The sequence below is a fragment of the Rhizobium sp. TBD182 genome (assembly GCF_001950375.1).
Lineage (GTDB): Bacteria > Pseudomonadota > Alphaproteobacteria > Rhizobiales > Rhizobiaceae > Agrobacterium > Agrobacterium tumefaciens.
Genome location: NZ_BDLN01000015.1, coordinates 21,977 through 37,843 on the forward strand (window position 1 = coordinate 21,977; position 15,867 = coordinate 37,843).

The 15,867-nt window shown below is 57.3% G+C and carries 15 protein-coding genes; 5 read left to right on the forward strand and 10 right to left on the reverse strand.

What is annotated here, in order from left to right; translation table 11 throughout:
* Positions 1-231: 231 nt before the first annotated feature.
* Complete coding sequence (locus tag T18_RS25355; RefSeq protein ID WP_038497481.1) at positions 232-447, forward strand: BrnA antitoxin family protein; 216 nt, start codon at positions 232-234, stop codon at positions 445-447.
* A gap of 398 nt (positions 448-845) precedes the next feature.
* On the opposite strand, the gene T18_RS25360 is transcribed toward T18_RS25355, so the two are convergent.
* The 6 genes from T18_RS25360 to T18_RS25385 form a co-directional block, all read right to left on the reverse strand.
* Positions 846-1,712 carry an aldose 1-epimerase gene (locus T18_RS25360; RefSeq protein WP_038496706.1) on the reverse strand — a complete coding sequence of 289 codons (867 nt, stop codon included), beginning with the start codon at positions 1,710-1,712 and terminating at the stop codon, positions 846-848.
* Entirely contained in the window at positions 1,699-2,886 is a 1,188-nt protein-coding gene (locus T18_RS25365; RefSeq protein WP_038496703.1) for a galactarate dehydratase, read from the reverse strand. The genes T18_RS25360 and T18_RS25365 overlap by 14 nt, the downstream gene beginning before the upstream one ends.
* 44 nt (positions 2,887-2,930) lie before the next feature.
* Positions 2,931-4,655, reverse strand: coding sequence for an ABC transporter ATP-binding protein (locus tag T18_RS25370; RefSeq protein WP_019565751.1), 1,725 nt, complete (start codon positions 4,653-4,655; stop codon positions 2,931-2,933).
* Positions 4,656-4,663: 8 nt separating this feature from the next.
* Positions 4,664-5,788 carry an ABC transporter permease gene (locus tag T18_RS25375; protein ID WP_038496697.1) on the reverse strand — a complete coding sequence of 375 codons (1,125 nt, stop codon included), beginning with the start codon at positions 5,786-5,788 and terminating at the stop codon, positions 4,664-4,666.
* Between the two features lie 9 nt (positions 5,789-5,797).
* Positions 5,798-6,784: an ABC transporter permease gene (locus tag T18_RS25380; protein ID WP_003517191.1), complete on the reverse strand. Its 987-nt coding sequence runs from the start codon at positions 6,782-6,784 to the stop codon at positions 5,798-5,800.
* Between the two features lie 120 nt (positions 6,785-6,904).
* On the reverse strand, positions 6,905-8,854 hold the full coding sequence (locus T18_RS25385; RefSeq protein ID WP_038496694.1) for an ABC transporter substrate-binding protein: 1,950 nt from the start codon (positions 8,852-8,854) through the stop codon (positions 6,905-6,907).
* 299 nt (positions 8,855-9,153) lie between these two features.
* Between T18_RS25385 and T18_RS25390 the strand changes: the two genes are divergently transcribed.
* Genes T18_RS25390 through T18_RS25400 form a run of 3 tightly spaced genes read left to right on the forward strand, consistent with a single transcriptional unit; the run spans position 9,154 to position 11,740 of the window.
* Positions 9,154-9,873 carry a FadR/GntR family transcriptional regulator gene (locus tag T18_RS25390; protein WP_038496691.1) on the forward strand — a complete coding sequence of 240 codons (720 nt, stop codon included), beginning with the start codon at positions 9,154-9,156 and terminating at the stop codon, positions 9,871-9,873.
* 56 nt (positions 9,874-9,929) lie between these two features.
* Positions 9,930-10,811 carry an SMP-30/gluconolactonase/LRE family protein gene (locus tag T18_RS25395; RefSeq protein ID WP_038496688.1) on the forward strand — a complete coding sequence of 294 codons (882 nt, stop codon included), beginning with the start codon at positions 9,930-9,932 and terminating at the stop codon, positions 10,809-10,811.
* 32 nt (positions 10,812-10,843) lie between these two features.
* A complete protein-coding gene (locus T18_RS25400) occupies positions 10,844-11,740 on the forward strand; it encodes a dihydrodipicolinate synthase family protein (RefSeq protein ID WP_038496685.1) in 897 nt (298 codons plus the stop codon).
* Positions 11,741-11,966: 226 nt separating this feature from the next.
* Here the strand turns inward: T18_RS25400 and T18_RS25405 are convergent, their stop codons facing one another.
* Together T18_RS25405 and T18_RS25410 are read right to left on the reverse strand one after the other, a co-directional pair.
* Entirely contained in the window at positions 11,967-12,386 is a 420-nt protein-coding gene (locus T18_RS25405) for a type II toxin-antitoxin system VapC family toxin (RefSeq protein ID WP_003517201.1), read from the reverse strand.
* Entirely contained in the window at positions 12,383-12,637 is a 255-nt protein-coding gene (locus tag T18_RS25410; protein WP_038496682.1) for a FitA-like ribbon-helix-helix domain-containing protein, read from the reverse strand. Before T18_RS25410 ends, T18_RS25405 begins: the two co-directional genes overlap by 4 nt.
* A gap of 367 nt (positions 12,638-13,004) precedes the next feature.
* Between T18_RS25410 and T18_RS25415 the strand changes: the two genes are divergently transcribed.
* Positions 13,005-13,610, forward strand: coding sequence for a J domain-containing protein (locus T18_RS25415; protein WP_035201472.1), 606 nt, complete (start codon positions 13,005-13,007; stop codon positions 13,608-13,610).
* Positions 13,611-13,666: 56 nt separating this feature from the next.
* Here T18_RS25415 and T18_RS25420 read toward each other — a convergent pair.
* Both T18_RS25420 and T18_RS27340 read right to left on the reverse strand, forming a co-directional pair.
* Positions 13,667-14,886 (reverse strand): IS3 family transposase gene (locus T18_RS25420; protein WP_121556223.1). Its coding sequence is split into 2 segments (ribosomal slippage): positions 13,667-14,547 and positions 14,547-14,886, totalling 1,221 coding nucleotides; the frame shifts between segments, so codons are not numbered across the junction.
* Between the two features lie 274 nt (positions 14,887-15,160).
* Positions 15,161-15,867 (reverse strand): transposase family protein (locus T18_RS27340; RefSeq protein ID WP_210187550.1); only part of this gene is annotated, 707 nt, incomplete at its 5' end.

The following is a 15,867-nucleotide window of genomic DNA, read 5'->3' on the forward strand; positions in this document are numbered from 1 at the left end:
TCGGCGATGGTCTCGTTTGGTCTAGCTGCACAGGCTTCTGCCTGATCCTGATGGTGCAAGAAGGACGTGCTACCGAAAGAGCAAAGGTAGCATGTTGATCGGCCAACTTAGAATAACCTTCGCAATATGCGTTCTCTTCGGGATTGAGAGGCGGCTGACCAGTTTATCAACAGCAATTGCGTTCTTTCGGCTGCCCATTAAATGTGGGGTGCGACCACCGCTGTTTTAAACATACAGCCTGAAAGTAGACATTGCCCGGCTGCGCTGTTCAAACCGGCGAAAAAGGTCGCAGCGCCAGCCGTTGAACGGCCTGCAATCCCCAACACCAAGGAGCTTGTATCCTTGAAGATCGACAGCGATGTCCTTACGCATTTTCAGGCGGACGGGCCGGGATGGCAAGAGCGCATCAACGATACCTTGCGAGCCGCAATGAATGTGTCCCATTAAGCTCTTGACTGGACTAGAACCGCCGACCCAGTCGTCTAGTTGCTTTATTGGCATTGAAATTTAAAATTTGGCCAACCACTCGATTGGAATGGCCGGTATGGGGCCGGTGGCTGACCGATGGTTATCGGAACACATCTGCCTGAAGCACGCGCAGTTGCCTCCCGATGCCGAGGACTTTTGCGCATGGCATTCACCGTATCAACTTTGGCAAACGTGGGCAGTTGCCTCTGGTTAGGGATGAAGTCGAGCCGAAATCGGCCTTTTGTAGCAATTCAAAAACGAAGAGACAGAACGCTGCATCGAAGTTGCCTGCCGATGAATGGGTTAGCCATTGTGCGCCGCTACAGCGAGCGGGGCGCCCGGAATAGCCGTTGTCGGCGTGAGGCAATCCGCCCCCGTCAACTTTCAATAGAAAGCCTAATACACCCCGACAATCGTTGACCGGGCGAGATCGTTTCGACGCCCCGCCCTTTTCGCTCAATTTCCGGTAAGCCAAGCGCTCCGGCGACCATGGAAACGGGTTCAAGACAAAGATAGCGGTCCATACGATGGGCAGCGAGATTGCTAAAAACAGGATCGGCTTCGAGCAAAAGTGAAAAACTGCCAAAATCGATGCGCGCATATGACCAATCGGTGAAGTGCAAGGTGTATCCCGTCGTAGCAGGAATGGCAGGTTTCGAGCGGGGCACCGCTTGCTGGCCGGTTGGCACGTTCTGCACATCGAGGGGATATTGCAGTTTGGCATCGGTGCTAGCGTCGCAGCCCAATTCTGCCGCAAAATAGGGATGCCAGCCAAGCGAAACCGGCGCAGGCCGGTCTTCCAGATTGGTTATCGACAATTTCACCGTCAAACTGTCGCTTTCAAGCAGGAACGACTGTTCAGCGCGGAAGGAAAATGGCCATTCAGCATCCGCCTTATAGTCAAGCACCAGCGCGCACCGATCGGCCGCCAGGCTGGAAATATCCCACGATCGTCGGTGAGCAGATCCATGCATGGCATCAGGCGAAAGGGCCGGATGTGGAAGAAGGTCGTGGCGGATATCCGCGTGAACAAATGAGCTGCCATATAACCTGTTGTGGTAAGGAATGAGCGGATAGGCACCTGCCCTCGGCCAGTTGAACGGGTCAAAAGACTCCCCCGCTGTCGGCACCAGAATATCGCCGTGATCCTCGTGGTGCAGATGCGTCATCCTTCCACCCCAGGAAGGGTGGAGGCGAGCCGAAAGCTGCCTGAAGGCAATCGTAACCGTTTCAGGCAAAAGCATAGGAGCCGTCAGGCCGTTTCGGCACGCGTCGCTGCCAGTGAACATAGCCATCTTCCTGCATGGCCTTTTCATCCATCTCGACTCCCCAACCCGGTCGGTCGGGTCTCAGTTCCAGGTATCCATCCTTTGGCAGATAAGGGTCGACAACATAGCGTGTTTCATCCTCGCGTTTTTCGAGGTCGGTGCCGCCATAAACATAGCACTGCCCTTTCGGCAGCCTGTATTCAAGAATACGGAAATTCTGCTGGGCGGCGGAGAAATGCACGTTGACGGCGGTGGCGAGCGGCCCCATCGGGTTGTGCGGAGCGATGCTGACGAAATGCGCCTCTGCAAGCGTGGCGATGCGGCGCATTTCCGAAATACCACCGACAACGCAGATGTCGGGTTGAATGATATCCGCGCCCCGGACTTGCAGAAGACGCAGGAAGTCATTGCGGTTGTAAAGACTTTCACCCGTTGCCAGCGTGCAGTTCAGTCCCTGCTTCAGGTCTCCCCACATCTCGATATTTTCCGGACGCAACGGCTCTTCGAAAAATAGGGGATCGTAAGGGGCAAGCGCATTGCCCAGTTGACGAGCGGCGGCAGGCTCGAAAATCTTGGCATGCGCGTCGAAGGCAATATCGTAGTCGGGCCGCACCGTTTCGCGAAGCGAGCGGAAATATTCGGCCGAACTTCGCACCACCTCACCCCAGCGATGGGCGTGAATATCGACACGCCATGGGCTTAGCTTGAAGGCTGTGAACCCCCAATCTTCGTTGAGACGATCGAATTCTTCCCTTGCCGCCGGCGCATCCGGTGCCGTGTAGACGCCGGCGTAAACCTTGATACGATCACGCACTTCGCCGCCCAAAAGCTTGTAGACGGGCACCCCCGCCGCCTTGGCGGCAAGGTCCCAGAGGCAATGGTCAAGCGCTGAGATTGCTGAAAGACCGAGTGCTCCGGGCGGAAAGCGGTTTTGTTGGAGGAGGAGATTGTAGAGATACTCGACCCGGGTCGGATCCTGCCCGGCAAGGAAGCCGTAGAGGTAATCCAGAAGCGGGGGCAATGCGAGATCGGGGCCGTGATTGTAGCATTCGCCCCAGCCGGTCAAACCGTCATCGGTATCGAGAGCAACGATGACGCGGGGACGGTCCTTGTCGCGGGTAACGAATACCCGCATGCGATCGATTTTCATGCTTTGGTCTTCCTCTTGAATTGTGAGAAGCAACGGCCGCAACGTTATCTGGCAGCGGCTCCGTTCTTGATCTCGGGCGGCTCGACGTAGCGGAACCTTCTCGTGCGGTCGCGGTCGCGCGGATCCGGGCGGGGAATGGCCGACAGAAGCGCCTGCGTATAAGGGTGATCCGGCGCGTTGCAGACTTTTTCGGCGTCTCCCACCTCGACAAGCTTGCCGCGATACATCACCCCGACGCGGTCGCACATGTATCTGATGACGCCAATGTCATGGCTGATGAAGATGTAAGCCAGGCCAAGCTCGTCCTGCAGCCGCATGAGCAGGTCCAGCACCTGGAAACGCACCGAAACATCGAGCGCCGATGTCGCCTCATCCGCAACGATGATGCGCGGCCGGAGCGTGATGGCGCGGGCGATACCGATGCGCTGGCGCTGGCCGCCGGAAAAGGCGTGTGGGTAACGCTCACGTCCGGCCGGGTCCAGACCCACCTGCTCCATCAGGGCGCAGACGCGCTCATCCAGTTCCTTGCCTTTCGCAATGCCGTTGACCAGCAGCGGCTCACCGATGACCTGTGCCACCGTCATGCGCGGATTGAGCGAACCGAACGGATCCTGAAAAACCATGCGCAACTCACGCCGCGCAGCTTTCAGCTCCGCACCTTCGATTTTGGCAAGATCGACCACCGTGCCATCCGCCCGGCGATAGCGCATCTCGCCCCCGGTCGGATCGTAGAGGCGCATGATCGAGCGGCCCATAGTGGTCTTGCCGGAGCCGCTTTCGCCGACGATGCCGAGCGTTTCGCCCGGAAGCAGCTTGATCGACACGCCATCCAGCGCCTTCATCTCACCGAAGTGCATCGAGAGGTCGTTCACTTCGAGGATAGGTGCCGCGGCAAGATCGAGCGGCGGGCGGGCAAGCCGGATTTCCGCCTTCTGCTCCAGCTTCAGAACCGAGCCGATCAGCATGCGCGTATAGGGATCTTGCGGATTGTGGAATATTTCATCGACAGTGCCATATTCCTTGGCGACGCCGTGATGCATGACCAGCACGTCATCGGCAATCTGCGCCACCACGCCCATGTCGTGGGTGATAAACAGCACCGCCATGCCATGCGCCTTTTGCAGCCGCGATATCAGGTCGAGGATTTCGGCCTGCGTCGTGACGTCCAGCGCGGTTGTCGGTTCGTCGGCGATCAACAGTTGCGGTTTGCAGGCCAGCGCCATGGCGATCATGGCGCGCTGGCGCATGCCGCCGGAATATTGGAAGGCATAACGATCCAGCGCCTTTTCGGGGTTGGGAATTTCCACCTGCCGCAGCAGCTCGATGGCTTCCGCCCGTGCCTGCGCCTTGCTCATCTTCAAGTGCAGCCGCAGAACTTCGGTGATCTGATCACCGACGGTATGCACCGGCGACAGCGACGACATCGGCTCCTGAAAAATCATCGCGATATCTGCGCCGCGCACCGAGCGGATGGCCCGGCTGCGCGGATCGAGCTTTGCGAGATCCAGCGACGTGCCGTCGGCACGGTTGAGGATGATCGACCCGGAAGCGATGTAACCGGGGCTGTCGATGATCTGCAGGATCGAGCGGGCGGTGACGGATTTGCCGGAACCGCTTTCGCCCACAACGCAGAGCGTCTTGCCGGGATCGATGGAAAAAGAGAGATCGTTTACCGCGCGGAAAATGCCGTTTCGCACGGGAAATTCGGTGACCAGATTACGGACGTCAAGCAGCGGTCGGTCTGGCTTCATGGAGAGAATATCGCTCATCCGGGGCCTCACTTGTTATAGGGGTCGGCTGCGTCACGCAGACCGTCACCGAGCAGATTGAGCGCCATGACGGCAACAACAACAGCCACGCCGGGCAGGAACAGCCACGGCGCGGTTGCGATCGAGCGAATATTCTGCGCCTCGCGAAGCAGCACGCCCCAGGAAATGGTCGGCGGCTGGAGGCCAAGACCGAGGAAGGACAGCGAGGTTTCCGCAAGGATCATCGCCGGAACCGCAAGCGTGACCGAGGCGATGATGTGGCTCGAAAAACTCGGCAGCATATGGCGGAAAATGATGCGCCCTTCCGGCACGCCATCCAGCCGGGCTGCCGCCACGAATTCTTCCGTCCTCAGTGACAGGAACCTGCCGCGCACGACCCGGGCAAGCTGCGCCCAGCCGGTCAAGGACAGGATGATGGTGATCATCATATATTGCAGCGTTGCCGGCCAACCCTGCGGCAGGGCAGCGGCAAGCGCCAGCCAGATGGGAATGGTCGGCAGCGACAAAACGAAGTCGATGACGCGCTGCATGACAAAATCGATGCGGCCGCCGTAATAACCGGAGATACCGCCCAGAACGACACCGAGAAGCAGCGAGAAAAACACGCCGACGAGACCGATGGACAGCGAAATCTGCGAGCCCTGTATTACCCGGCTGAAAACATCACGGCCAAGGCGATCCGCGCCGAAAAGGAAGAGCGGTCGGGTCTTGTCGGTCGAGGCCAGCAGGTGGATATCCGTGGTGAACAGGCCGAGCACCGAATATTCGTAGCCGCGACCGAATAGCTGGATCGGGATTTTCTTGGCCGTATCTTCGACGAACACCGCCGCCAGCGTTTCAGGATCACGCGTCAGCTTCAGCGGATAATAATGCAGACCAAGCGAGAGGCCGCCCGTCGTATCGATGAAATGCACACGTTGCGGCGGATGAAAGGTGGCGCGCGCATTCTGCAGAACCGGATCGTTGATGGCGAAGAAACCTGGCAAAAGCGCGACGATATACATGGCGATGGTGACGAACAGGGCGGCCATGGCCAGCCTGTGGCGCTTGAACGCCCACCAGATCAGTTGCCATTGCGAGGCGACGGCAGCGCGGTCCGGCCGGGTATTGGTGGTGATGGCGATATCGCTCATGGCGCCCTCCTATTCGAGACGGATGCGCGGATCGACCAGCGCAAGCAGGATGTCGCTGATGAGCGATCCGATCAGCGTCAATCCGCAGATCAAAAGCACGAAAGCGCCGGCGAGATACATGTCCTGCGCCATCAGCGACTGCAAAAGCAGCGGCGCGGCCGTCGGCAGATTGAGCACGATAGCAACCACAACCGAGCCTGAAATGAGATTGGGCAACAGCCATGCAATCGTGGAAATGAATGGGTTGAGCGCAATTCTCAAAGGATATTTTGTCAGCAGCCGGAACTCGGACAATCCCTTTGCGCGCGCGGTGGTCACGTAGGGTTTGGGTAATTCGTCCAGCATGTTTGCGCGCATGACGCGGATGAGGCTTGCCGTGGAGGACACCGCGAGGATCGCAACTGGTAGCCAGATGTGCGCCATCAGATCCATCATCTTGGCGATGCTCCACGAGGCAGTCTCATACTCCGCCGAAAACAGCCCTCCGACATCGGCCCCGAATTCCACCGCCGCGACATACATCAGCACCAGCGCCAGGAGGAATGACGGTATGGACAGGCCGAAAAAGGAGAAGGCGGTAAAAAGATAATCGCCGATCGAATATTTGCGCACGGCGGAGAAGACGCCGATCGGAAGTGCGATGGCCCAGGTTGCGAGAAGGCTTGCTATGGCCAGAACCAGCGTCAGCGCCATGCGCTCCCAGATGAGGCCGGAAACGGGCTGCTGCCATTCGAACGAGATACCAAAATCGCCGCGACTGATAATGCCCCATATCCATTTCAGATATTGCACGATCATCGGGTCATCGAGGCCGAAGCGCTCTCGCAATTGCGCCGCCGTATTGTGGTCTATGACCTCGTTGGACGCAGCAAGCGTGGCGATGTAAGTCGTCACGTAGTCACCGGGTGGCAGCTGGATCAGTACAAAGGCAAGAAAACTGACGGCGAACAGGGACGGTATCATCCACAGCAGGCGTTTTACGATAAATAGCAGCATGACGTTCTCGCAATCACGTTTTACCACACGCGCCGCCTTCCACTACGAGACGGCTTGCGGGTGGTCGAAGCAACCTGAGAGGCGCCGCCGCGTTGATGAAGCGACGCCCATGTGGCGGTGTCAGCTTGTGAAGGTGAACTGTTGCGGCAACGCCGGGCCGGGGTTGGGCCACGACCAGCTGTCGGGTTCTTTCTCCGGCACGTTGCGAAGGTTGTTGCGGATGATACCGAAACCACCAACGGCAAGGCAAAGACCGATCGTCTCGAACTCTTCCGCCGCAATATCGAAGATTTCCTTCATCTTCTCGCCGCGCTTGGCAAGGTCGGCAGTCGAACGCGCTTCATCGAACAGTTTGAAGCGCTTCTTCTGGCTTTCCGGCGGCTCTTCCCCCTTCTGCCCGTTGGATGTGTACCAAAGCGCCCACGGAATGGCGTAGCGCGACCCCTGTGGGTGGAACGCGAAGAAGTCACGCGGGTCGAGCATCGGATCGAGACCGCCCGGACCCGGCCAGACCGCCGCATCATGGGCGTTATCATCGCCGCGTGTGTAGTACAGTGCGCGTTCGATGGTGTTGACCTTGATATCGACGCCGATTTGCGCCCACTGCGCCTTCACCAGTTCCAGCGCATCGACCAGATCGGGATAGAGTGTCGGGATCACATCGATCGAGAAGAAAATCGGCTGGCCGTCAGGCCGGAGCCGCATGCCGTTGCCGTTCTTCTTGTCGTAGCCGGCCTTGTCGAGAAGATCGTTCGCTTTGTCCGCGTCATATTCGGTGTATTGACGTGCCAGCTTTTCATTATACCAGGGATGGGTCGGGCGTGGCCCGGCCTGGTATCCCTCGCTCTGACCAAAATAGACGATATCTATGATTTCCTGCCGGTTGAGAGCGATGGACAGCGCCTGACGGAACGACTTGTCCGCAAACATCTTGCGCATTCCCGGATCTTTATGGGTAATGTTGAGGTAAATCTGGCATTGTTGTGCAGCTGATGGCACCAGCGTCAGCAGGCGGTAGTCGCCTTTCTTCATGTTCTGCGACAGGGTCGGCTTGTTGGCCAGCACGCTGATATGGCGCTCCTGAATGTCGATCTTGCCCGAGATGACGTTCAGCATCAGCGATTCGACATCCTGCGAAATGCCGAAATTGACTTCATCGATGTAGGGCAACTGATTGCCTTCGGTATCGACCTGCCAGAAGTAAGGGTTGCGGGTCATGACAACCCGGGTCGCACCGCCGGAATAGGGTTCCTTCACCACCCAGGGATCAAGCGTCGGCTTGTCGACATTCGACCAGCGCGACGGAATTTCGATGTCGCCGCACTTGGCGCGGAACAGTTCCGTCCAGCTGGACACGCCAGCCGCCTTGACGTCGGCATCGAGCGCCGTGTTGTATTTCGGCAGGAACTTGCTGCAATAATGCTTGGCGAACAGCGTCGGATGCTGGCCGAGCGGCGTGGCGAGGTTTTCCAGATAGAGCGCGTTTGGCGCTGCGAATTTGAACCTGACCGTGAAATCATCGACTTTCTCGACATCGACCGCCTTACCGGCGACGGAGAGTTGCGCCGGGGTAGCGCTGTAAAGCTCCTTGTTCTTGATGCAGTCCTCGATGGCGAACACCACGTCATCTGCGGTAAAGGGATGTCCATCAGACCATTTCGCCCCCTGTAACAGATGGAAGGTGAACTGCGAGGCGTCGTCATTGACCTCCCATTTCTCGGCAAGGTTGGGCAGAACTTCGGTGAAGTCCATGTTCCAGCGCACCAGCCCCTGGTTGCCGACCATGCGCAGGATGCCGTTATGGTCCGACGAACCGCGCAGGCCGCGGCGCAATGTGCCGCCATAGGTGCCGATCTTTTCATGCGGCGTCACCACCATCGGATTTTTTGGCAGACGTTCCGCCAACGGCGGCAGTTTGCCGTCTTTTACCAGGGCTGCCAGTTCCGGCGCTTCCTTGCCGGCAGCAGCCAGGGCCGAGCTCCCGATGACGGACACGGCGGCGACGCCGCCAAGCCCAGCCATAAAGGTTCGGCGCGTCACGCCCAGTGAAAATTTATCGCCATCGCGCATCGACTATCCTCCCAAAAAATCACCGGCAGCGAGACAGCTTTCACCGAACCGCAACAGCCTCCCGGCCAGCCAGCACACCGATCCTCCACCGGCAGGGCAGACCATATGGGCGTTTTCAGATGATTACAAGTATTGACAGATTTTTACATATTTTTTATTCGTAGGCCGGTTTTCACGATCAGGTTTGAGGAAAGAACCGGCACGACAGTAACCACGTTCATGAAATTCCCGGTATTTCTGTTGCGATTGAAATGCAGGAAACCCATTAACTTCAGCGATTTGCAACGGAAGGGCTGCTGATGGACAATCAAACCGTATCCGCCGCCGCTCGAGGCGAGACTCGCTTGAGCGACATCATCTACGAAAAGATCATCGGAATGATTTCTGATGGGCGGTTTCCCGTGAACGAGCGGTTGCCGTCGGAGCAAAATCTGGCTTCTCTGTTCGGGGCTTCCCGGCCTGTGGTGCGCGAAGCGCTGGAGCGGCTGCGCAACGACGGGCTTATCGTTTCGCAGAAAGGTTCCGGCTCCTATGTGCGCCAGCAGCCGGATTCATCCGTGTTGCAGCAGGTTCCTGTCGGCTCGCTTGCCGATGTGCAGCGTTTCTTCGAGTTCCGGTCCGGCCTTGAGTCTGCAGCCGCCGAACTTGCAGCACGCAGTTGGCAGGCTGCCGACAAGGCCCGCATCGAACAGGCCATTACCGCGCTGGAACAGTGTCTTGCGCGCAACGATCTTGGTGCGGAGGAGGACTTTGCCCTGCACGAAGCCATTGCTAAAGCGAGCCATAACCAGTTCCACATCACCGTGCGGATATGGTTCAAGCCGCATTTCGCGATCGGCCAGTCGGTGACACGCAGCCTCAGCCTCAAGCGTACGCCGCAACATGTGCGCGAGGTACAGAACGAACATACGGCAATCGTGGAAGCGATTTTTGCGCGCCAGGAACAGGCCGCGCATGACGCAATGAAAGATCACATCCTGAAGGCCCGTGCCCGCATGTTTCAGGGCGTCGGCAGCTAGAACCGTTTTTTCAACATTTCAAAAGGCGAGCCATACAGGGCAAGGGAAAATAATCAGTGATCCAGCCACGCATCATAGAGCCGAAACTCCGCTCTCTCATCGACACGCCGTTGAAGGTCGGCGAATCACCGGCATGGGATGAGCGTACCGGGAATCTGTGGTTCGTCGACATTCTCGCCCCCGCCATTTTCTGCCTGCATCCGGGCGGCAAACTCGACAGATACGAAATGCCCGCCCAGGTGGGTTGCCTCGGTCTTTGCGACAATGGCCTTGTTGTGGCGGGCCTCAAGACGGGCGTGCACCTTCTAGACCCCGCAAACGGCGCGCTCGAACTGCTGTGCGATCCGGACGAAGGACGAGCAGACAGCCGTCTCAACGACGGCAAGGTCGGCCCCGATGGCCATTTCTGGGTGGGAACCCGCGACGAGGCTGCCGTGCCGACAGGAAATGCCCGCCTCTATCGTATCGCGCCGGATGGCGGCGTCGAGCTTGTCATCAATGGCGATATGTTCACATCGAACGGGCTTGCCTGGAATCTGGACGGAACGCGCATGTATCATTCCGATAGCAGCGGTCTGATGTATCAGGCGTTCGATTTCGATGTCGCGACGGGCACGCTCGGTCCAGCCGAGCGCCTGCACGATTTCGCACCCGACGAAGGCAGGCCTGATGGCGCGGCGACCGATTGCGAAGGCTGTTACTGGAGCGCCGGCGTTCAGGCCGGGCGTCTCAACCGCTTTTCGCCGGAGGGCGAACTGTTTGAGATATACAGGTTGCCGTTCAAAGGGCCGACCATGCCATGTTTCGGCGGCCCGGACCTCAAAACGATCTATCTGACGAGTCTTGTGACCGAGACGAACGGAACAACCACCCCAGGTACGCTTGTTGCGTTTGATGTGCCTGTCGCGGGCGTAGCCGTTCACAAATTTTCTATCTGAAGATGCCCTTCGATTTTTAAGGAAACCAGTTGATGACGACATTCGATTTCCGCCAGGCTCTGCACGGTATTTCCGGCGTCCCCGTAACGGCTTACGAGACAGACGGGGAAGTCGATATAGCTGTCACCATCGAAGCCTATGCCCGTGTAGCAAAGGCGGGCATCCACAATATCGTTGCTGCGGGCAATACCGGCGAGTTTTACGCGTTGACGCCCGCTGAAATTTTCAAGGTCTACGAAGCTGCGATTGAAGGGGTGAACGGGCAAGCCCCCGTTACTGCAGCGATTGGACGCTCACAGCGGGAGGCCCTGTCCATGGCGCGTCGGGCCAGGGAGATGGGCGCGTCTGCGGTCATGTCCCACCAGCCGGTTGACCCGTTCGCAGCGCCACAATCACAGATCGACTATTTTATCGGCCTGGCTGAAGGCAGCGAATTGCCTCTCGTAGCCTATGTCCGCGCCGACGGGTTCTCGGTCAATGACATGGTCAGACTATCGAGCCATCCGAATGTCGCAGGCATAAAGTTCGCGACGACGGATATTATGCTTCTGTCGCGTGCGATCGCCGCTTCCGATCCTGAAGGCTCACTTTACGTGTGTGGACTGGCAGAAAGCTGGGCTCCCGCTTTCTGCGCCGTCGGAGCCCGCGGTTTCACATCCGGTCTCGTCAATGTCGCACCGCAATTTTCCCTGCAAGTTCATGATGCACTGACGGCCGGCAATTTCTCGGCCGCACGTAAGATCGTTGAAAAGATCGAGTTGTTCGAACGGCTGCGGACACGATACCGGAACGGCGCCAATGTGACTGTGGTAAAGGAAGCGATGCAGATACAGGGGCTTGCGGTTGGCCCAGTTCGAGCACCAGGACTCGCCCGTCTGGACGACGAGGATCGTGCTACACTTGAAGTCCTGCTTGCCAGCTGGCAATGACAGAAGCCTCATTCCCGACTGTGGAAATACGCTACGATGCCGATGATGGCACCCAACCCATCTGTGGAATTATGCGCCTAACCGGCTCGGGTTCGATGAACAAACAATGCCTTGCGTCACGCCATTTCCTAATACATCTCGCTGCGAGAGGCGCGCATTATCTCTGAGTCACCTTTCAAAGTGCTTCAGAATATATGACCTTACGATACCCGGATGAACATTGTGGTTATCTGGACCAGGGATTGATCACTTTCACCCCGGCAGCCTCGAAAGGGCTTGTATCGCGAGTTGAGATCGTGAGGCCATTTGCTGCCGCTGTGGCTGCAATGTAGCCATCGGCCGTGCCGATCGCTTTCCCAGACGCTCGAGCGCGTGCCATCAGTTCAGAGTAGAACTGAGAAGTAGTCAGATCGAAGGACAGGATGCGGCCGGAAAAGTGTGGCAGCACCTCGCCCTCGAGACGGTCGCGGAGGATAGTTTGCCGTCTGCCTGAAGGCATAGCAGCAATTCCGAAGCGAAGTTCCGCAATCGTTATTGCGGAGATGAACAGCGTTTCGACAGCTTGGGCGTCCAACCAGGCAATCACCGCCTCGTCCGGAACCGGTTTCCAAGGTTCGGATATGACGTTGGTGTCAAGCAAGATCATTCGAAGGTCATCGGCTTAGCAGGTGTCTTGTCGCGACTTTTCTGAAGAGCTTCAACGTCGCTGTTGGAAAGCTCGGCGTCGCGACCAATGGCCGCTAGCAACGACCCGAGCTGAATACGTTCCGGAGGACGAACAGCCGCTTCAATAATGTCACGAATCTCGGCCTCCGTGCTCCGGCCATGATGAGCCGCTCGCACCCTCAGAGCGCGATGTGTTTCTTCAGAAAGGTTACGAATGGTGACTGCCGGCATTGATATCATCCTTGGAAAAATGATCTCTTTGATATCAAAATACCAAGAATGATGCTAAAATTCAAGGGTACTGAGTTTCAGCAGGATTTGACCCGTTTTCATTTCGCGGCCAGCAATCCGTCGAGGATACCGCAACCACGAGCTATCGTCTTATAGGGAAGATCTATGCACACCTTGCGAGAATGATTGTCGAGCGGGCGGGGTTTTCAGCGAGACATGAGCATGACCCGAAATTTTCCATACTGGCCAATTGCCAAGAAAACAGTGCTTCCCCCGGTGAGGCTGGCTATCGCGCATGCTGTCCGTGTGATCGAGATTGGACGTGTCTGATGTTGCCCTAGGGGTCTTCCGCGTCCATATAGTTCTAATGACGCATGATTCGAAAATATTCGTAGGTCTTCGATCCGCTCGCAAACGCTCGCCATCGCCCAGCCAAGCCACAGGCCCAAAATGCCAATGGGACGGGTGTGAAAAGAGCGGTACTCACCGCGCGCCGGTGGGATCGGGTGCAGAAGGTCTTTACCTCTTATTCTGCCTTGAGCATGTGACTGACTACAACAAGGGTTATAGTTTTACGACACCACCCTCCAATGCCGACGTCGCCCGTTACCAAAAAGAAGCGACGACGGGTGCGCGCCCGACCTGGGGAAAGAGGGTGAGCGCGGCGACTGAAACTCCGTTACCGTCTTCAGTTCGTTCAGGCTCGGCAAAAACGCTAAATGCTCGCAAAGCCGATCGGCAAGGGCAAACCCGGATCGGCGCCCAACAGAGAAAGCTCAAGGTACTGGAAGCCAAAGCTTTCGAAACACTCGGCCTTTCTTCCCAGGCGACATCCCAAGAAATCAAGAGCCGCTATAAGGAGAGGCTCAAAATGCACCATCCCGACGCCAATGACGGAGACCGCAATTCTGAGGATGCACTTCGAAGCTCAATCGAAGCGTATCGAATCCTTAAATTGAACGGTTTTTGCTAAAGCCTGTTTGAAAAGGGGCCTAAGATCTGGAGTTGCCCCTTAAAAACCGGACAGGATCAGGTTTCTGTTTGACGGTTTAAGAACTCACGAGGCGAGCAATAGCCCAAGGCCTTGTGCGGGTGAAGGGTATTGTAGTGTTCGAACCATGAGGGCAGTTGCGCGATAACGGTCATGGCGTCCGGCAAGGGGTTCACCGAGACGTAATCACGCTTGAAGGTTTTGACGAAGGCTTCGGCCATTCCGTTGGACTGGGGGCTGCGAACGGGCGTTGAACACGGCTCCATGCCGATATCGATGAGCAGCGATTTGGTTTCCTTTGCGATGAAGCAGGAGCCGTTGTCCGTCAGCCACTCGATTGGCTTTGGAAGGGTGTTGACGAGGCCGAAGCGGTTCTCAACAGCCGTGATGACAAGGTCCTGGACGTCCTCGCTCTTGATGCCCTCGGTTGTCGCGACATGGGCGATGGCCTCGCGATCACAGCAATCGAGAGCGAAGGCAACGCGCACCTTCTCCTTGTTGTCGCAGCCGATTTCGAAGCCGTCTGAACACCAACGCAGATTGGATTGCTCGACAGCGACGCAGCCATCGTGGCGACGGGTGTCGATTGCACCGGTGTGGCGCTGAAGAAGCATGCCGTGAACCTTCATCACCCGGTAGACGCGTTTGGCATTTGGCCATGGACGGTTTTCGCTGCAGGCTTTACGGCGCAGGATCGCGTGAACCCGGCGATATCCGTAGGTCGGCATGTCATCGATGATCGTCTTGATCGCATCCACCAGTTCCTGATCAGCGAGCGGCGGCCGCCCTCGGGCTCTGGAAGGACGTTGCTTCACACGTGCCGATATGTTGGAGCGGGCGACACCCAAGGTCTCGCACACCGCCGTCATCGCGAACCGTCCTTCGGCAACGAGAGCGAGCGCAACAGGTGTTTTTTTGACCCTGATGCTATCTCAAGAGCTTCTTTGAGGATTTCGCCTTCCATCGTCTTTTTGCCGAGGAGGCGCTGCAGCTCTTTCACCTGGTTCTGAAGCGCCCTGTATTCGGATTCAGGGACGACCTCTTCCTGCGATGCGGTGGCCGTTAGCGCCCCCTGCGTTGCCAGCTTGCGCCACGCGAACAACTGGTTCGGCTGAATGCCATGCCGTCGAGCAACGATGCTGACCGTGACGTCAGGCTCGTAGGTCTCCTGGACTATTGCGAGCTTCTCCGCTGTCGACCAGCGACGGCGGCGCTCAGGGCCGGACAGCACTTCTATCTTAGGTATGTGACTGGTCATAATGGGCACTTTACTCCTAACACTTAACAAGTGGGAGATCGTGTCCGGGGATTTAGGGGGCCACTACAGACCCGTCTAGGTGGCTTCCCACACTACAGGTTTATTCAGCCACTCAGCTTCTTTGAGATTAACGTCCACGGCACTGTCTCCGGAATTGCCCTTGCATCACTGCTGGTGGGGCTATTGCCCGACTCAACGGATACCCGTGATCATAAACTTGGTAAAGTGAGTGTTGGCCTGCTGCCGGTGACGTGGATACCAAGTTGAGGTGCTTCTAATGAAACTGGAGTGCATAAATCCAACGAAGGAAGTTCAGCCGCGAGTACAAGCTTGAGGCAGTGAAGTTGGTTAGGGAGCATGAGGTCACACCCTCACCGAAGAGCTGGGCAAAGATCTTTCGATGGCAGTTGGTAGCACTATAGACAAAGCGCTTGACGGTCAGATGGAATTCGATCCGTCGGCCCGTACACGGCAGATCACCGATCACCCGAGGGGAACGGTTATGAACTCGACGGGAAACGGTCCTGCAGTGGGGACATATGGACTCCGTTGACCCGGCGGACGCAGTGACAACGATCGCGTTGGTGGCATCATGCACCGATTCAACGTTCAAACCGGCCGGGATCAGGTCGGAAGTAAAACTGGGCTCGCATGGCGCTGATTCCACTTCGGAAATCACACCAATTGAATTCCAAACATCGTCGAGCATGAGCCAGTGCCCAAAAAGATCCCCACAGCCATAGTCGCGACGCGCTGCGTGAAGGACAATGTATTGCGAAGATAGCCAGACATGTTCGTCACCCCCTCTGGCATAAACTATGCCACGCAAACGATTTCCGATTGCGTGGCATAGTCTTTGATTGGCGGCGGGGATATCCCCGCCGAAGCTCACGTCGTTGACCGATCGCCGATCAAAACTCCTGCCAGTCGTCCTTTGACGTATCGACAGCAGCGTTACCGGAGAATGCGGATGCAAGCTTG